This is a genomic window from Pseudomonadota bacterium (assembly GCA_039815145.1).
Taxonomy (GTDB): domain Bacteria; phylum Pseudomonadota; class Gammaproteobacteria; order Steroidobacterales; family JBCBZW01; genus JBCBZW01.
Genome location: JBCBZW010000060.1, coordinates 1 through 18,134 on the forward strand (window position 1 = coordinate 1; position 18,134 = coordinate 18,134).

Sequence of the window (18,134 nt, forward strand, 5' to 3'; positions counted from 1 at the left end):
GAGTTCGAGATCGTTCCCGGCCCGGGCACCATCTTGAAGTCGCAGTGACCTCACGAGCAACGGGTCGCGTACCGGCACCCTCGCAGGGCTTGCTTCCGTCCGTCGTGCACCGCGCCTTCACCGACCGGAAGGATCGCCCGCTCGATGAGTGCTCGCATCTCCTCACCGCCCGCGTAACCGACAACGTCAGACAGGGCACTCTGTTCGTGCCCAAGGGCGCTTGGCTTGGAGTCTCGCCGACAGGCAACCCAGTGAATGCATTGCGCGAGGATCTGCGAGAGCCGGGGATCGGCGGGGCGTGTTACTACGGTTGCCAGGTGGACATCCGCCTGGCATAGCGGACTCGGGCTAGCGCGCCCGAGTCCGTGTCACCGGCATGCGGTCTAGCCGCGCCGGCGGAAGCCCACGAGACCCATGAGGGCGGAGGCGATCAGCCACACGCCAGCGGGCAGGGGCACTGCCGCCACCTGGAAGTCCAGCGAATACGCGGAGTTCTGCGGTCCCGTCTGCTGCACCACATAGCTGTAGGTGCCGGGGCCCAGCGGCGTGTCGAAGCCGACGCCCGCCAGCGGGGCAGTGGCGAGGATCGCCAGTAGGTCCGTGCCGGGGTCCAGGGGATCGAGGTGATCGCCGCCGAGAAACAGATCCGACGTGTCGCCACCGGGGATGAAGCTGGTCTCCCCTTCGTTGATGGCGTGGAAGCCGCGGTTGCCCGGACCACCGGTGTCGCCGTCGACGTACTCGAGCTGCAGCAGCGCCGTCAGCACCTGGCCGTCGGCGATGGTGAAGGTGATGAAATCACGGGTGTCCCCTTCGCCGGCGGAGACGGAGCCGGTGATGATGTTCGAGCCGACGCTGAAGGACAGCGGCGTGGGTGCATCCGGGTCGCTGGACAGATCGCCGCTCACGCTCTCATCCCACACGGTGGTCGAGAACGCGGAAAACGGTAGGAGTGTGAGCGCGCCGATGAGTGCGGTGGCGAGTCGTGACATGGTCCCCTCCATGGATTCTTGATTGTGAGCGGCGAGATGGAAGCGCTCGTCCTCGAGGCTAACGTCGCCGATCGTGGATCAGCCTAGCACGTGGGATTCAGGCGGGCGACTATGCGACCCTTCAGGAAACGGTGTAATTCCGGCGAGGTCAGTAACTTAGTGCTTCCAGGTGTTTTGCGGTGGCGGTCACCTGGCGGCGCAGGGAGCGTTTGAAGGCGCGGGTGCCGAGGAGCCTGGGTACCCAGAAGCTGGGTCGGATCTCGCCCTCGTAGTGCACGCGCGTGCCGTGCGCGGTTTCATCGAAGCGCCAGGTGGCGCCACCGCCGGTGAAATCTCCCGCCGAAGGGACGACTCGGGTGGAGAGGCGGCCGGTGGCGTGGTGGCGCACGTCCTCCACCAAAGTGACCGTGCGACACACGAGCGCCACGCAGTCGTAGAGGGTGGTGGTGACGCGAGTCTCGCCGGAGGCGAGGGGAGCCACGGTCGTGTCCACGACGGCTGGGTTGACGTCGCCCATGCGCTCGAAGTCGGTCGCCGCGCGCATCACCTGTTCCCTCGGAACATCCACCAGGAATACGGCACTGGTTTGGAACGTGCGCCCCTTGCGTACGACGGAGAGCGCTTCGATTTCCACCGCCCAGGTGGGCCCGGCGACGAGCACGAGCAGCCAGCATAAGAACCTCATCATCCGCTCCCTTGGCGCGACAACTCCTCGTGAGTGCCCGCCGGGGAGCGAGAGGTTCTAGTGTCCGGAGTCAGAAGTTCGTTGAGTGTCGCGGGGCCTTTTCGCGCCTGCCCACGTTGCTCCTCCTCCCGTGGGGCCTGCCACGCTCGTCCTAGCGCCGCGCTCAGGAAGAAAAACTCCCGTGCGCTTACTCAACGAACTTCTAACTCAGGACACTGGTAGCTAGTCCAGATGATTGGTTGCAGGCAATGCTGCGTAGCATCGACTGCAAGTCCTATGGCGAGTTAATGCAATTGATAGCACCGGTGGTCGGTGGCCTCATGCCACGTGGCTACCGCTGTGAGGAGCGGGCAACGCACCGAGGAATGCAGGGGAGCCTCCAGCCGCATCAGCGCACACCCGACGGCGTGGTACCGAACTGCCGTTTGCACTCACGGCTGAACTGCGCCGGGCTGTTGTAGCCCACCGCGTAGGCCGCTTCTCCTGCGCCTTTCCCGTCGATGATGAGATCGCGGGCCCTGTTGAGGCGGATCAGCTTGGCGTACTGCAGCGGCGAGACGTGCATCACGTCGCGGAACTTCCGGTGGAAGCTCGAGGCACTCATGTTGGCCACCGAGGCCAGCTCATCCACGGAGACCTGCCGCTGCAGGTTGCTCTGCAGGTGCTCGATGGCCTTGCAGACCTGCTGGATCTGACCCTGCTGGCCGAGCAGGTAGCGCAGCGTGCCGCCCTGTTCGTGTTTGAGCAGACGAAAGTAGATCTCGTCGATGATGTTGTCACCCAGTGCCGCAGCCTCGGCTGGGTCCTCCAGGGACGCCACGAGGCGGGTCGCGGTATCGACCAGCCGCTCGCTCGCTGGTGCCGAGAAGATGCCGGATACGGTTTCGGCGTCGGGACGCGGCGGCGGCGTGCCCGCGGTCTCCATGGTCATCAGCAGGTTGCCCAGCCGGTGCCGGTCGAGGCGAACACCAAGGCCCAGCAGCGGCGAGGCCTCGGAGGCCTCTATCACCTCGCACTCGACGGCCATGGGCATGAAGAGCACGAGGATTTCCCCCGCGCCATAGCCGAAGCGGCGACCCTCCAGGTAGATGTTCTTCTGCCCCTGAGTGGCCAACATCATCACGGGCTCGTAGACCCAGGGGAAGCGAGCCTCCAGGCGGGTCTCCTTGAACAGCATCAGTCGGGAGAGGCCGGTCTCCAGCGGACCGTCATCCGAGACGTGTTGCTCGATGAGTCTACCGAGTTTTTCCAGCTTATCGGTCATCAGGGTGGGGGTCGCTGTCTGCATTGCGCCACTAATGTATCAGTGAAGACTCATTGCAGATATCGATATGACCTCGGGTGGCAGGATTGTGCAATAGGTCGGTAGCTCTGGGTGTTCGGAGATGGTGGGTTGATCCCTAGAATTCTCTCCACGCAACTACCCACGAACAGAGGAAACCACCATGGCACAGACGATTCTGATCACCGGCGCCTCCACGGGTATCGGCCGGGCCACTGCCGAATACTTCCAGCAGCAGGGCTGGAATGTGATCGCGACCATGCGCACGACGGAAAAAGGCGCCGAGCTTGGCGAACTGGACAACGTGCTGGTCACGCGGTTGGACGTCACCGATCCGGCGTCCATCGCCCAGGCCGTCGCAGTCGGCATTGAGGCCTTCGGCCGAATCGACGTGCTGCTGAACAACGCCGGCTACGGGGCCTTCGGGCCGCTGGAAGCGTTTCCAATGGAGAACATCCGGCGCCAGTTCGACACGAACGTGATTGGCCTCTTGGAAACCACCAAGGCGATGCTGCCCCATATGCGCCAGCAGCAATCTGGGCACATCGTCAACGTCTCGTCCATGGGCGGCAAGATAGCGTTTCCCCGGGCACGCTGTACCACGGCATGAAGTTCGCAGTCGAAGGCATCTCCGAGGGTCTTCAGTACGAGCTCGCGCCCATCGGCATCAAGGTGAAGGTGATCGAACCGGGGGCGATCGAAACTGATTTCGCAGGGCGCTCCTTCGACTTCACCACCGACGAGTCGCTGACCGAGTACGAGGGCGTCGTGAACAACCTGTGGGATGGGTTTGGTGAAGCCCTGGGGCAGGCTGCTCCGGCCGCGCTGGTGGCTGAGGAGATCATGAAGTGCGTCACCGACGGTAGTGAGCAGATGCGTTATCCGGTCGGCGATGATGCGATCGAGGCGCTGGCAGCCAGGACGAGTGCGAGTGACGAGGTGTGGTTTGCGGGTATGCGGGAGCGGATCAAGCTCTGAAGACTCACCCATCAGGTCTCGAACACGCAGCGAGGAGCCGGCAATCCTGGGATTGCCGTCTCATACGCGCCCAGGCAACGAGAGGCATCGTTGGAAGGGTTGCGTCGGGGCCCTGCGGCCGCGAACGGTCCGCAGGAGGTTACTGGCGTGCTGCGGTCCCGTTCACGTTCTCTCCAAACCAGACGTACACCTCGCCGGCTGCATCCTGCGCAGCGCGCCGGGCACCCCGTGCGCCCACCAACACATCGCCTGCTCCATCGCCATTAAAGCCACCGAATCCCACACTGACGCCGCTGTAGTCCTGCGGTGCGTTGCCAAGCCGGACAAACCCCTCGGTGCCGTCACCACCTCCCTCCGCGACAAGTTTCTCCAGCGGGGTAAGGGCCGGCCAGTTCTCGCGGCCGTAGGCGACCAAGGCAATTCCAGCATCGCGCAGGGAACGCGGGTGACAGGCAGATGCTCAAGGCGCTCGCGGCGAGGGTGAGCGAGGCCAAGACGACACCGATTCGTGGCGAGTCGACGGTCCCGCGCGTTTCACGCGACCTCACGACAGATGCGATCACGAGTTACCTCCGAGTCCGATAGGGGTACCTTCTCGTCGATCTAAATACCGCGGTGCAAGTCCATTGCAGAGTCGCCGAAGGTGGTTGAACGGCCGTAGTGCCCGACGCTAGACTCGCGCCGGAGATATCCGTTCGGGCAGAACAACATGAAGCACTCGATATCCTGGGCTGTGTTCCTCACGCCCTTCCTGGGCCTCGCGACGCTCCCCGCGACGGCCATGACCCCAAGCCCCGGCTGTGGTGCCGAAGGACTCACGAGTGGGACCTTCACGATGGTTCACGACGGGCTTACTCGCACTGTCCGCATCCATGTGCCCGCAGGCTACGATGCGGACGATCCAACCAAACTCATCACCATATTCCATGGCTGGGGTGGCAACGAAAACGAGTTCCTGAGCAATGACACCGTAGTCTCCGAAGCGGACTCGCGCGGGTATATTCTCGCGGCACCCCGCGGCATCGGTTCGGGCGAACCGGATCGAAGCCTCAACTCCTGGTCGTTTCCGGGCTCTACCACGGGCCTCGATGGCGACAGACGCAATCGGGAGATCCCTGGGGATAACGCAGGCATCTGCAATCCCCTGGCCACCCCCGACTACAACTACCCATCCTGTGCCGACACAGCGGTCAACACCTGTGCCTGGACCCACTGCCAGACGGACGATGTCGCCTTCGCAACGGCACTGGTCGGGTACCTCGGTGAGCAGCTGTGTGTTGATTTCGACAACGTATTTGCAGCCGGTGGCTCGAACGGCGGTATGTTCACCTGGTCCCTCGGCCAGGATCCCGTCAGCGCGCCCACCTACCGGGCGATCGCACCGATCATCGGGCTGCCGCACAGGGCATACCTCGATGGGCCAGGCAAGCCGGGCGACCTGCCCGTTCTCCTCATCACCGGGCGAGGCGACACCACCGTGCCGCCGGGGCGCTGGCGCAACCCGTACTACACGATCACCTCCGACGGTGACGTCTTCTACTACGCTAGCGCGACCGCGATCACCCGGGTGTGGGCCCAGGCCCACGGCTGCAGCGTGACGGCAGATGCTATGCCCTTCGATGACGGTCGCCCGCAGACCGATTGCCGCACCTACTGCACCGACGATACTGGCTGGCCCCGTGTGCTCGACTGCCGCTTAGGCATGGGTCACACCTACAGGCTCAACCAAACGTGGCCCTTGATCATGGACTTCTTCGACCAGCAGTCCGTCCAATAGCGCTCCATGCCTTGCTAGGCGTGTTGCCTTGCATGCACTGCTCTCAGGTGAGCTGCGCCCCGCGGTGTTGCCTGATGTGTATCGAGGCATCGCTTGCCACCTGGTCGACGAGCCAGCGGCGAAAGAGCACCACGTCAGGGTGATCGGATTTCTCGTCGCGACAGACGAGGTACCAGTCGTTCGGCGTGTAGACGCGCATCTGCGGGTAGGGTTCCTGGAGGAGGTTAGCCTTCAGGTCTCTGTTGACGAACGGCTCCATGGCTAGGGCAACCCCAATGCCTTGCATCGCGGCGTTCATGGCCAGATCGTAACTGTCGAACTGCTGGCCAGCGTCCGGATCGACGCCTTCGATGCCGTTTTCCTCGAGCCAGATCCACCAGTCTCGCCTGGAGGGATAGACCTGCAGCAAGGGGGCATTCGCTAGGTTTCTTGGATCATCGGCGAGGGCAAAGGACTCGAGTACAGCTTCGCTGCATACCGGAAAGATGCAGGATGAGAAGAGGTAGTTGTAGCGCAGGCTGGGTCGCGAACGATGGCCGATCATGACGCAGAGATCGACGTCCTCATGTTCGAAATCAACATCGGATTGGGACGTATGCAGCCGTAGCTTGAGTTCCGGATGCTTCTCGTTCAGATCCGATATCCGCGGTATCAGCCAGCGGATCGCAAAGGTGGAGTAGACCTGTAAGGTCAACGTCGAATGCACCTTTGAATTCACGAGAAGCTCGGTTCCCTCGGCGATCCGATCAAAGGCGTCGCGCAGGATGGGGTAGTAAGTGCGCCCGAGGCGAGTGAGTTCTACGGATCCAGATTTACGTAAGAAAAGTTCAATACCCAAATCTCGTTCGAGCAGCTTGATCTGATGGCTCACCGCCGAGTGGGAGACGCACAATTCGCCTGCTGCCGCTTTGAAACTGCCATTCCTGGCTGCAGCCTCGAAGGTGCGAAGTGCATTCAGGGAGGGAACTCTGGAGCGCATGTGCGGTGAGAATAATTCAATTCCGATAGGCCTCCATAGATTGCGGTTCGGAATTCGGCCATGTCAAACTCACTGCGGTAATGAGTACCGCCTCCAATCCGCCAGGCGCCCGCACCGGCGACGCAGCTACCGCAATGCGCCATGCGTTTGCCCAGCTTCAAGAGAATCCTGAAGCGGCACAGGAGCAGGCGCGAGAAGTGCTCAAGGTCGTGCCGGGGGAGAAGCACGCCCGCTTGCTGCTCGCCATGTGCGATCGCCGGACAGGCCAGTTCGCGCCCGCCATCGACGCTTTGTCATCCCTGACCTGCGAGCACCCGCAGTTCGCCCCCGCGCAAGCGGAGCTCGGCTTGAGCCTGATCGGCGCAGGCCGTTGGTCCGAGGCTGAAGCTGCCCTACGCACGGCGGTTTCCCTGCAACGGGATCTGGCGGGCGCGTGGAAGGCGTTGGGTGACCTGCTCGCTGAACGCGGGGATGACACGGGCAGCAACGAAGCCTACCAAGAGCATGTCCGATGCTCAGTGCAGGACACCGCATTGGTGAAGGCCGGCAATGCCTTGTTCTCGGGTCAGCTGGGAATTGCGGAGGGGCTTTGCCGGGAATACCTGAAGAGACACCCCACCAATGTGTCGGCGATCCGCATGCTCGCAGATGTGGCGATACGGATCGGACGCCACGATGATGCCGCCAAGCTGCTCCACCGCTGTCTCCAACTCGCGCCGGATTTCCACTTCGCACGGAGTAACTTCGCGCACCTTCTGTTCAAGATGTTTCGCTACCGGGAAGCGCTTGCCGAGATCGATACGGTGATCGCCGCAGAACCCAACAGGCCCTCGCATCTGCTGTTGAAGGCCTCGATCCTCGCCCGGATAGGCGAAGCGAGTAGGGCAATCGCGATCTACGAGCAAGTGCTGGAGCGCTACCCCGATCAGCCGCGAACGCGCATGAGCATGGGCCATGCACTGAAGACCGTAGGGCGCCAGGCAGAAGCGATCGACGCCTACGGGAGGGCGGTGCAGCTTTCCCCCGGTCTGGGGGAGGCGTACTGGAGCCTGGCCAATCTCAAGACCTTCAAATTCGATGATGGACAGATTGCGCGAATGCGCCAGGAGATCGACAACGCTGCGGGGTCTGCCGACGATCTGTACCACCTGGCCTTCGCTTTGGGGAAGGCACTGGAGGATCGCGGCGAATACGACGAGTCCTTCCACTACTACGCGCGGGGCAATGCGGCCCGGCGCAAGACGGTGCGCTGGGACGCAGACGAACACGCCCGCAACCTGGAGCAGCACAAGGCGTTCTTCAGCCGGGAGTTCCTCGCGCAGATGGCATCGTGCGGGGATCCGTCCGTTGCACCTATCTTCATCGTTGGGTTACCGCGCGCCGGATCGACCTTGCTGGAGCAGATCCTCGCCAGCCATAGCAGGGTCGAGGGCACGATGGAGTTGCCCGACATCATTTCCATCGCCCGTCGCCTGAGCCGAAAGAACAAGCGATCCGACAAGTCGCAGTATCCGGCGGTGCTAGCGCAGTTTGGCGCCGATCAGTTGGCAGCACTGGGCGCTGAGTATCTCGAGCGAACGCAGATACACCGGTCCGGGGCGCCTCATTTCATCGACAAGATGCCGAACAATTTCGCCCATATCGGGCTCATTCACCTGATCCTGCCCAATGCGCGGATCATCGATGCGCGGCGCTATTCCATGGCGTGCTGCTTCAGCGGCTACAAGCAGCTGTTCGCCAGTGGTCAGAACTTCAGCTACAGCCTCGAGGAGATCGGTCGCTACTATCGTGACTACGCGAGCTTCATGGACCACTGGGATCAGGTGCTGCCGGGACGGGTGCTGCGTATCAACTACGAGGAGATGGTCGCGGATACGGAAGGTGCGGTGAGACGCATGCTCGACTACTGCGGCCTTCCCTTCGAACCCTCCTGCATCGAGTTCTACCGCAACGAGCGCGCCGTTCGTACGGCCAGTTCCGAGCAAGTTCGCCAGCCGATCTACTCCGGTGCCGTCGAGCAATGGCGACACTACGCAAGCCACCTTTCCCCCCTGAGGGAGCCTTTGGGCTCGCTCGCGAGTTGAGTTTTTCTCAAGGGCCTGTGAGTTAATCTCCTTTGCTTGCCCCCTCGCCGTTGAGATAGCGTGGCGCGATGAATCGGCGCGGCCGGCGCCGACACTTCTCGCGGTCCGGGGGGGCAGTCATGAAGAAGTTCCATAGCGGGGCAACCCACTACACGCGCCACAACGCACTCGCCGTGGGTGTGCGACGGGCTTTGCGACGGCGAGTGATCCCTGCGGGGCTGGCCACCGGCGTGCTGTTTGCGAGCACCGGCGCAGCGTTGGCCCAGGAACTTTCCCTGGAAGAGGTGGTGGTCACAGCGCAGAAGCGTACGCAGAACCTGCAGGACGTGCCGGTCAGCGTGAACGTCCTCGGCGAGCAGAAGCTCGATGAGCTGAACATCACGGGCTTCGCCGATTACTTCCAGTTCCTGCCCACCGTATCCGCCCAGCAGTTCGGACCTGGCCAGGCGCAGATCTACATGCGTGGCGTCTCCGATGGTGGCGATGGCAACTTCTCCGGCACCACACCGAGTGTGGCTCTGTACCTCGACGATCAACCCGTCACGGCCATCGGTCGAAACCTAGACGTCCACATCTACGACATCTCCCGTATCGAGACCCTTGCCGGGCCCCAGGGCACCTTGTACGGCGCCAACTCCCAGGCCGGGGCACTGCGCATCATCACCAACAACCCCGATCCCACCGCCTTCTCCGCGGGCGTGGATGTTGGCGGCAACACCGTAAGGGGCGGCGAGGCAGGGTACTCGGTGGAAGGGTTCGCCAATGTGCCCATCTCAGAGAACGCGGCGATTCGCCTGGTCGGCTGGCGGGTGGAGGACGGTGGCTGGATCGACGTGGTCCCCTCGACGCTCACCTTGTCCCGCAGCGGCATCACGGTGTCCAATAGCGGCAATGCCAATCCAGACCAGAACACGGTTGAGGAGGACTACAACTCCCTGACCAATACGGGCGCCCGGGCGGCGCTCGGCATCGATCTGAACGACAGCTGGACCGCAACCGCCAGCGTCATCGCGCAGATGCAGGAATCGGATGGTGTCTTCGCCGATCAGCCCGGTCCGGACGGTCCAGGGCAGGGCCGGGTAGAGCGGTTCTTCCAGGACAGCTACGAGGACACCTGGACTCAGCTGGGGTTGACGATCAACGGTGATTTGGGCTTTGCGGATGTCACCTTCGCCGGCTCCTACCTCGATCGTGAGGTCGACTACGACATCGATTACTCCCAGTACTCGGAGTACTCGGATTACATCGAGTACTACTACACCTGCGTGTACTACGACTTCAACAACTGCACCGATCCCCGCATCCAGTACGAGAACGACAGCACCTTCAAGCGCTCTTCCATCGAGGTGAGGCTGCAGTCCAAGGGGGATGGGAGAGTGCGCTGGGTATCCGGCCTGTTCTACAACAATGACCAGCACGACTACTTCAATCAGTGGATCATCCCGACCATCCCGGATGGCAACGACATTCCCCTGGATCGCAACATCAACGGTCGCGAGGATCTCTACTTTGCCACCAACCAACAGCGTGACTTCTCGGAAATCGCCCTATTCGGTGAGGTGACCGTCGACCTGACCGAGAAGCTGTCGGCCACGGTGGGCCTGCGTTGGTTCGAAACCGACGATGACCTTACGGGGTTCGTCGGCTCGCGCTTCAGCTGTTTCGATCCGGCGGATGGCAATCGCATCGGCAACGGTACACCGACCAGTGCCGATTGCGGTGGGGGGCTCGGCGCCAAGATCGACGACTTCACCACCAAGGTCAATGCGAGCTATCAGTTCAGTGACGACGTCCTACTCTATGCCACGTACTCGGAGGGCTTTCGCCCGGGAGGCGTCAACCGTGAGCCGAGTCCCGTGATACCGCAGATCTACCAGCCGGACTTCTTGAAGAACTATGAGGTGGGCTGGAAGACGACCTTCGCCAATGGCAGAGCCCGCTTCAACGGGGCTGCGTACGTCATGGACTGGGAGGACCTGCAGCTCACCCGGTTCGATGTGGAGAGCTTCGGATCGTTCCTCGGCCTCACCGCCAACACCGGTGGTGCCGATATCATTGGCATCGAGGGCGATTTCGAGGTGCTGGTCACCGAGGGATGGACCCTCTCCGGTGGTTTCTCCTACAACGAGGCGGAGCTGTCGGAGGACTTCTTCGTCGGCACCACCGACACGACGCCGGCCGCGCCGGAAGGTACGGATCTTCCGTTCACCCCGGACCTGAAGTACACGCTGGTCTCACGACATACTTTCTCCCTAGCCGGTCGCGATGCCTATTTCCAGGCAGCCTGGAACTGGACAGACAGCTCGCAGAACGACCTGTTCGTCAATGATCGGCTGCAGCAGGACAGCTATGGGCTACTCAATCTGTCGGGTGGGGTTCGGTTCGGCAACACCAACCTCGACGTGTACGTCAACAATGTGACGGACGAGAATGCCCAACTGACGCTGTTTGCGCGCGGCGGAGACAACCGTGTCGTGGCCAATCGCCCCTTTTCGGTGGGCATGAGGCTGAGCATGCGCTTCGAATAGGCGGCACTGGTCGATGAACCATGCACTCAAAGTCCTGATCACCGGTGGGGCCGATGGAATTGGCCGCGTTACCGCGCAGCGATTCGTCGACAGTGGCCACCGAGTACATGTATGTGACGTGAACCAGGAGGCCATCGCGGAGCTGTCGAAGGGGGGCAGCGGTATCACCGGATCCGTGGGTGATGTGTCGTCGGTGGCTGACGTCGATCGAGTATTCACGGAACTCGAGCAAACGCACGGTGGCCTGGACGTACTCGTGAACAATGCGGGTATCGCCGGGCCTACGGCGCCGGCCGAAGCGATTGGGACAGAGGACTGGGATCGCGCGATCTCGGTGAGCCTGAGCGGACAGTTCTATTGCCTGCGCCGTGCGATTCCCATGCTGCGCGGCAGTGGCCACGGGTCGATCGTGAACATCTCGTCGAACGCGGGGCTCTTTGGCTTTCCCCTGCGCCTGCCCTACGCGGCATCCAAGTGGGCGTTGATCGGGATGACCAAGACGTTGGCCATGGAACTTGGTCCCGAGGGGATTCGGGTCAATGCGATTTGCCCCGGCAGTGTCGCCGGCCCTCGCATCGACGGCGTGATCGAGCGTGATGCGCGCGCCCGCGGAATTGCCCCGGAGGCCATTCGCAAGACCTATGAGCGCCAGTCATCGCTACGCTGCTTCGTCGAGGCCGAGGACGTGGCGGAGCTGGTGTACTTTCTGACCTCGCCCCAGGGGGCGAAGGTATCCGGCCAAGCGATCGGCGTCGACGGACACACCGAGTCGCTTTCCAACTGGTTGGACTAACCCGTGACAGGATAGAGGCAGTGATGAGAGCGGCATGGTTCGAACGCTTTGGGGCTGCACAAGATGCCCTCGTCGTTGGCGAGCAGCCGGTGCCCGTCCCCGGCACCGGTGAGGTGTTGGTGAGGCTGAGCACCAGTGGTGTTAACCCGTCGGATGTGAAGAAGCGAGCTGGGTCCTTCCCTAACCTGCTCGACGGTGGGCTGGTGATTCCCCACAGCGACGGAGCAGGTGTGGTCGAGGCTGTCGGCGAGGACGTGCCGCAGACCCGAATCGGTGAGAGGGTGTGGGTGTATCAGGCCCAGTTCGCACGCCGCTTCGGCACGGCAGCGGAGTATGTGGCACTCGATCAATCGCGTGCCGTAACGCTGCCCGAGACAGCCTCCTTCGCTGTGGGTGCCTGCATGGGGATTCCCTGCATGACGGCGCATCGCTGCGTCTACGCCGATGGCGATGTCGCGGGGGCAACCATCCTCGTGACCGGCGGCGCCGGTCGCGTCGGCCATTATGCGATCCAATGGGCCAAGCTTGGGGGTGCGCGGGTGATCGCCACGGCGAGCTCTCCCCTGGACGAGGCCGCCTGCCGGGAAGTGGGTGCCGATGCAGTGGTCAACCATCGCGAACCCGATTGGGCCAATGCGGTGCTCGCCGCCAACGGCGGTGAGCCTGTCGATCGTGTCGTCGACGTCGAGTTCGGTGCGAACCTCGAACAGGTGTTGGACTGCATACGTACCAGCGGTGTTATCGCGACCTACTCCTCCGTGCAGGTGGCCGAACCGAAGCTTCCGTTCTTTCGCATGCTCTACATGGATCTGAACATTCAGATCGTGATCGTTTACGCGATGCTGGAATCCGCCAAGCAGCAGGCAATCACCGACATCACGCTGGCGCTCACGGAGGATAGGCTCGTGCACAGGATCGCCCATGAGCTGCCGCTCGACGCAATCGCGACAAGCCATCGATTGATCGAGGAGGGCGGCTTTCGAGGTGGTGTTGTCGTCTCTCTGGAATAGCTCCGGTGCGCGGAAGAGGAGGGGACTCCCCGTAGCCCTCGGCGGGCTGATCGTTGCCGCCCTGGGTATCGCTCTGGGGTGCACCGAGGGCGGGCAGGTCGCGTCTTCCGATGAATCACTGCTCGTCAGCGCGGGCGGTGAGCGACTCCTTGGCACCAGGCTGCCGTCTGGCGTGCGCGCCTTTCGCGGAATCCCCTTCGCCGCGCCTCCCGTGGGAGCGCTGCGATGGAAGTCGCCACAGCCACACCGCGCACGGAAGGGTGTACAAGACGCGGAGGAGTTCGGCGCCGCGTGTCCCCAGGATCAGGGCAACGCAGACTGGTATCGCGACGTTGCAGCCGGCCTAGGAGCGGATCGACGGGTCATACCGCCACTCACGAAGGTTTCAGAAGACTGCCTCTACCTCAACGTGTGGACACCGACCACCGCCGGGGATACGCCGCGAGCCGTGATGGTCTGGATCCACGGCGGCTCCAACGTCAACGGCTACGCTCACGAGCCGAACTACCGTGGTGGGGCGCTGGCGTCCGCCCGCGATCTGGTGGTGGTGAGCATCAACTATCGCTTAGGTCCCCTTGGGTTTATGGCCCACCCGGCGTTGGAGCAGGAAGATCCTCAACGCGTTTCGGGCTACTACGGGTTGGCGGATCAGGTTGCCGCTCTTCGCTGGGTGCAAGACAACATTGCGGCGTTCGGCGGCGATCCGACACAGGTCACCGTGTTCGGTGAGTCGGCGGGTGGCGGCAACATCTCGGCCTTGATGCGCATGCCGTCAGCACTGGGGCTGTTCCACAGGGCGATTATCCAAAGTGGCGCGCTGGCACCCTATGACCGTATTGACTACAGCGAAGCACTCAAGGTGGGCGAGCAGTTCTTCGAGAGCCTGCGGGCGCCGAACGTCGAAGCGATGCGGGCCCTCCCTTGGGAGCAGATGGTCCAGAAGCGTGCAGCCGAATTGAAGAGCTACTATTTCGGGCCGATTGCCGATGGCGTGAATTTAGTAGCGGATGCCGAAGTGGCGGGGATACCGCTGATGGTGGGCGCGAATCACGATGAGTGGTTGATGTACCTGCCCGAGGACGTCGAGTCCTCATGGCATGACGCCCTCCAGCAGCATGCCCCGCGGGCCCAGCGCAAGGTCGCGCAGCTGCTCGAGCAACGGTACGACAGCGTGGAGATGCGTGCGAACCGGCTGATCAGCGCTGCCGAATTCTGGTGCCCGGCCCGCGAAGTAGCGAATCGTATGGAGTCGCTCGGGGTAACGCCCTACGTCTATCTGTTCACCCGCGTACGGCCCGGCGGCGATGCCTTGCTCGCCTACCACGGCGCCGAGATTCCCTACGTGTTCGATACGGCGGATTCCTGGTTGCCGGGGGATTCGGTCGACGACCGCCTGACGATGGCGATGCAGTCCTATTGGGCGAACTTCGCAACGCGGGGAGACCCCAACGGCCCAGCGCTTGCGCGATGGCCTCCATACGCGTCAGACACACAGAACATACTGCAACTCGGTGGTGATATCGAACTCTCCAGCGGGGAGTGGACTGAGCTGTGTGATCTCATCGAGAGTTCTCAGTAGAGTGCATCCATGAAGAGAGCGAAGATCGATCCGATCATCTTCCTGACCGCGTTCGTGGTCGTGATGTTCGTGTGCGTGCCGATTCTGATTTGGCCCGAGGCGGCCGGGGTCCGGATCAGCGGGCTGTACGACTGGATCGCTCATCAGTTCGGTTTGCTATACCAATGGGTGGTGATCGGTATCGTGGGGTTCCTCGCGTGGGTCGCCCTCGGGCGCTACGGGGAGATTCGCCTGGGCGAACCCGGCGAACGACCACAGTTTTCCACCTTCGGGTGGGTGTCCATGCTGTTTTGCGCCGGCGTGGGTGCCGGCCTGGTCTACTGGGCGACGATCGAGTGGGCCTTCTATCTCGACAATCCCCCCTTCGGCGCGGCACCAGGGAGTAGCGAAGCCAGGAACTGGGCAACGTCCTACGGCCTGTTCCACTGGGGCCTGATCGCATGGACGATCTACGCCCTGCCCACGGTGGCCATCTCCTACGCCTACTACGTGCAGAAAGTGCCCTACCTGCGCTTGAGTACGAGTTGTCACACCTTCCTGGGCGAGAAGGGGGAGTCCTCGCTGCTTGCCAGGCTGCTCGACGGTATCTTCATGTTGGCCCTGATCGCCGGTGCGGGCACCTCGATGGGGCTTGCCGTGCCGATGATCTCGGCGAGTTTGGCGGATGCGTTTCAGCTCGAGCGCTCCTTCGCGCTGGATGTCTCCGTCGTCGCCGTCTGCGTCGCGTTGTTCGCGTTCACCGTGTACGTCGGCCTGGAGAAGGGCATTCAGCGCCTGGCTGACCTCAATGTGATCGCCGCGCTGCTGTTTCTCGCGTTCATCCTGCTGGTGGGACCAACGCTGTTCATTCTCAGGATGGGCACCCAGAGCATCGGCTTCATGCTGCAGAACATGATCAGCATGCTGACCTGGACCGACCCCGTAGCGCGCACCGGGTTCGTGGAGGACTGGACGATTTTCTATTGGGCCTGGTGGATCGCCTTTGGCCCGTTCGTTGGCATTTTCGTGACCAGGATCTCCCGCGGCCGAACCTTGAAGCAGCTCATCCTGTCGATGGCGTTGTTCGGTAGCCTGGGTGCCTGGGTGTTCTACATCATCGCCGGGAACTACGCGCTGTATCTCGACCTGAACGGTATCGTTGCGGTGCGCGAGATCATGGCGGCGGTGGACCCGGCGCAGGCGATCGCCAGCGTGATAGGAGCGCTGCCGTTCGGTGCGCTGGCGCAGACCGTGTTCGCGCTCATCAGCATCATCTTCATCGCCACCACCTACAATTCGGCGGCTTACGCGCTCGCGTCCGCCGCGTCACAGCAGCTGAGGGTTGGCGAGGATCCCGCGCGCTGGCATCGCCTGTTTTGGGCGCTGGTGCTGGGTTTGCTGCCGGTTGCCCTCATGGCCGTCGAGGGAGGGGTTCGGGTGGTGATGTCCGCCGTACTGGTCGCCTCGTTGCCGCTCCTGCTGGTGGCCGTGCTGATGTGCGTGAACCTGGCCAGATCACTCAAGGCCAATGACGCGCCCGTCGCCGACGCACACCCGCGTTAGCCTGTCGAACGACGACACGGCAGACCTCGACGGGTCACGGGGCCATACAGCGCAATGGGCGATGCGACTGTTGCTGAAAGTTGCGCAGGCTCTGGGTGCATCGCGGTTGGTCTCCATCAGCCGGGCACACCTGGTCGGTGCCTATCATTCGGGTCCAGCGAATCTGGCGTTCCTGCGCGAGCTCGTGGCGCACGGCGCTCAGGTGCGCGTGCCCACTACCCTCAATGCAAGTTCGGCTGACCTGACCGTGGAGGCTGCGCGGTGCTATGCCGGCAGTGAGCGCGACCAGGCTTGGGCAGTCGTGCAGTCGCTCTCAAAGCTGGGTTGTCGGACCACGCTGACGTGTGCTCCGTACTTCTTGAACGACGCGCCAAGCTTCGGTGAGAACGTCGCCTGGGCAGAGTCAAACGCGGTGCTGTTTGCCAATTCCGTCATCGGAGCGCGCAGTCTGAAGTGCCCGCAGTACCTGGATCTTGCGTGCGCCTTGAGCGGACGAGCGCCGTACGCCGGGGTCATGATGGACGAGGGGCGGCAGCCGGAGCTGATCGTCGATGCCGGACAGCTGTCTCGGCGTTGGTTCGATGACCGCGTCGGTCTTCAGTTCGTGGGCTTTGCCTTGGGAGCGGCAGCCGGTGCGCGCACGAGCTTCCTGAAGGGGGTACCTGTCGGACTCGATCACCCGGCGCTGCAGGGGCTCTGTGCGGCGGCGGGTGTGTCGGGTTCCCTAGCCATGTTGCACGTACGAGGGAGTACACCAGAAGCGCACGGTGTGGAGGCGACGCTGGATCGTTGCGAAGTCGTGCGCTTGGATGACGAGCACCTGGCACGGGTCGCCGAGCAGTGGCGCTCCTCGAGCGATGTGAAGCCGGTGGCCGTTTGTATCGGGGCGCCACATATCGGTCGCGACGAAGTGACCGAGATCGCCGTAAAGCTCAATCGGTACAGCGACTCCGTCCGTCTCCCGCTGATCGTGTCCGTCGGACGAGAGGTCTACGGGGACCCCCGCCTACGCCCCGTCGTGGGACAGCTCAAGTCCCGGGGCGTCACCCTGGTGCGCGACACCTGTACCTACTATGGCCGACTTCTCAACCGCACGATCGGGCATGTGCTGACCAACTCGGTGAAGTGGGCGGCCTATGCAGCAGCGGGGCTGCCTTGTACACCAGTCGTTGCCACCCTTGATGAGTGTGTCGAGGCAGCGGTAGGTGGTCGATACATCGTGGATGCGTACTGGGATGTTTGACGCTCCCCACCGAGTGGAATTCCTGCTGGAGGGCGTCGCCGAGGCGCCCTTGCTGGTGCTCGATGCGCCGGTCAGTCTATGGGGCGGTGTCGATTCGCTGACAGGCGTGGTGACGGAGGTCGGCCATCCACAGCAGGGCTGCTCCCTGGCCGGCGTCCTGCTGGTCACGGAGCGAACGAAGGGCAGTACGGCGGGGCCCGGTGCCTTGCTCGAACTCATCGCAAGGGGATGCGCGCCCCTCGCGGTCCTTCTCTCGGAACCCGACCCCGTACCGCTGGCGGCATCGATGGCGGCGCAGTTCGCCGGCCATGCACCCTTGCCCGTGGCGATCATCAGCGACACTACCCGGGAGGCACTGCGCGACCAGTACTTGGAAGATCCCAGGCGTAGCTTCGTCCTCGACCCCACCCACGCCGATCGAATACGCCCGCGAACGTGGTGACGTAGGCAACACACCCCCCGGGGACATCTCAAAACGCGAAGCGTCGACTCCTTTACCCGGTCCTCGGATGGGTGGGGTATGCAGTGCCCAACTTGCCGCTTCCATACGGCATATCTAGAGCAACCTCTAATGGAGTTTGCTGCGAGATTGGACGTGGGCACCCTGTCAGGCCGATAGTCCCGGCCAAGACCGAAGGGAGAATGGGCTCAGACCGTTATGC

Annotated in this window: 14 protein-coding genes and 1 pseudogene; 10 read left to right on the forward strand and 5 right to left on the reverse strand. The window is 62.8% G+C overall.

Annotated elements, in window-relative coordinates:
* Positions 1 to 383 precede the first annotated feature (383 nt).
* The 3 genes from AAF184_15040 to AAF184_15050 form a co-directional block, all read right to left on the reverse strand.
* Positions 384 to 992, reverse strand: coding sequence for a VPLPA-CTERM sorting domain-containing protein (locus AAF184_15040; GenBank protein ID MEO0423652.1), 609 nt, complete (start codon positions 990 to 992; stop codon positions 384 to 386).
* Positions 993 to 1,140: 148 nt separating this feature from the next.
* Complete coding sequence (locus AAF184_15045; protein MEO0423653.1) at positions 1,141 to 1,677, reverse strand: SRPBCC family protein; 537 nt, start codon at positions 1,675 to 1,677, stop codon at positions 1,141 to 1,143.
* 388 nt (positions 1,678 to 2,065) lie between these two features.
* On the reverse strand, positions 2,066 to 2,941 hold the full coding sequence (locus AAF184_15050; GenBank protein MEO0423654.1) for an AraC family transcriptional regulator: 876 nt from the start codon (positions 2,939 to 2,941) through the stop codon (positions 2,066 to 2,068).
* 181 nt (positions 2,942 to 3,122) lie between these two features.
* Here AAF184_15050 and AAF184_15055 point away from each other — a divergent pair.
* Positions 3,123 to 3,937 (forward strand): annotated as a pseudogene (locus tag AAF184_15055) (SDR family oxidoreductase).
* Between the two features lie 139 nt (positions 3,938 to 4,076).
* On the opposite strand, the gene AAF184_15060 reads toward AAF184_15055, so the two are convergent.
* Positions 4,077 to 4,352, reverse strand: coding sequence for a hypothetical protein (locus tag AAF184_15060; protein ID MEO0423655.1), 276 nt, complete (start codon positions 4,350 to 4,352; stop codon positions 4,077 to 4,079).
* 294 nt (positions 4,353 to 4,646) lie between these two features.
* Between AAF184_15060 and AAF184_15065 the strand changes: the two genes are divergently transcribed.
* A complete protein-coding gene (locus tag AAF184_15065) occupies positions 4,647 to 5,714 on the forward strand; it encodes a hypothetical protein (GenBank protein ID MEO0423656.1) in 1,068 nt (355 codons plus the stop codon).
* Positions 5,715 to 5,757: 43 nt separating this feature from the next.
* On the opposite strand, the gene gcvA is transcribed toward AAF184_15065, so the two are convergent.
* The gene (gene gcvA, locus AAF184_15070; GenBank protein ID MEO0423657.1) at positions 5,758 to 6,693 is read right to left on the reverse strand and encodes a transcriptional regulator GcvA; all 936 of its coding nucleotides are present in this window, start codon (positions 6,691 to 6,693) and stop codon (positions 5,758 to 5,760) included.
* 134 nt (positions 6,694 to 6,827) lie between these two features.
* Here gcvA and AAF184_15075 point away from each other — a divergent pair, with 134 nt between their 5' ends.
* The 8 genes from AAF184_15075 to AAF184_15110 all read left to right on the forward strand — a co-directional run bounded on the left by AAF184_15075 (position 6,828) and on the right by AAF184_15110 (position 17,914).
* Entirely contained in the window at positions 6,828 to 8,777 is a 1,950-nt protein-coding gene (locus tag AAF184_15075) for a sulfotransferase (protein MEO0423658.1), read from the forward strand.
* Positions 8,778 to 8,896: 119 nt separating this feature from the next.
* Positions 8,897 to 11,305: a TonB-dependent receptor gene (locus AAF184_15080; protein ID MEO0423659.1), complete on the forward strand. Its 2,409-nt coding sequence runs from the start codon at positions 8,897 to 8,899 to the stop codon at positions 11,303 to 11,305.
* 13 nt (positions 11,306 to 11,318) lie between these two features.
* The gene (locus tag AAF184_15085; protein ID MEO0423660.1) at positions 11,319 to 12,098 is read left to right on the forward strand and encodes an SDR family oxidoreductase; all 780 of its coding nucleotides are present in this window, start codon (positions 11,319 to 11,321) and stop codon (positions 12,096 to 12,098) included.
* 23 nt (positions 12,099 to 12,121) lie between these two features.
* The gene (locus AAF184_15090) at positions 12,122 to 13,108 is read left to right on the forward strand and encodes an NADPH:quinone reductase (GenBank protein MEO0423661.1); all 987 of its coding nucleotides are present in this window, start codon (positions 12,122 to 12,124) and stop codon (positions 13,106 to 13,108) included.
* Positions 13,086 to 14,687, forward strand: coding sequence for a carboxylesterase family protein (locus AAF184_15095; protein MEO0423662.1), 1,602 nt, complete (start codon positions 13,086 to 13,088; stop codon positions 14,685 to 14,687). The genes AAF184_15090 and AAF184_15095 overlap by 23 nt, the downstream gene beginning before the upstream one ends.
* A 9-nt stretch (positions 14,688 to 14,696) precedes the next feature.
* Entirely contained in the window at positions 14,697 to 16,229 is a 1,533-nt protein-coding gene (locus tag AAF184_15100; protein ID MEO0423663.1) for a BCCT family transporter, read from the forward strand.
* On the forward strand, positions 16,195 to 17,472 hold the full coding sequence (locus AAF184_15105) for an aconitase X (protein ID MEO0423664.1): 1,278 nt from the start codon (positions 16,195 to 16,197) through the stop codon (positions 17,470 to 17,472). Before AAF184_15100 ends, AAF184_15105 begins: the two co-directional genes overlap by 35 nt.
* Positions 17,465 to 17,914 carry a DUF126 domain-containing protein gene (locus AAF184_15110; GenBank protein MEO0423665.1) on the forward strand — a complete coding sequence of 150 codons (450 nt, stop codon included), beginning with the start codon at positions 17,465 to 17,467 and terminating at the stop codon, positions 17,912 to 17,914. Before AAF184_15105 ends, AAF184_15110 begins: the two co-directional genes overlap by 8 nt.
* Positions 17,915 to 18,134: the final 220 nt, after the last annotated feature.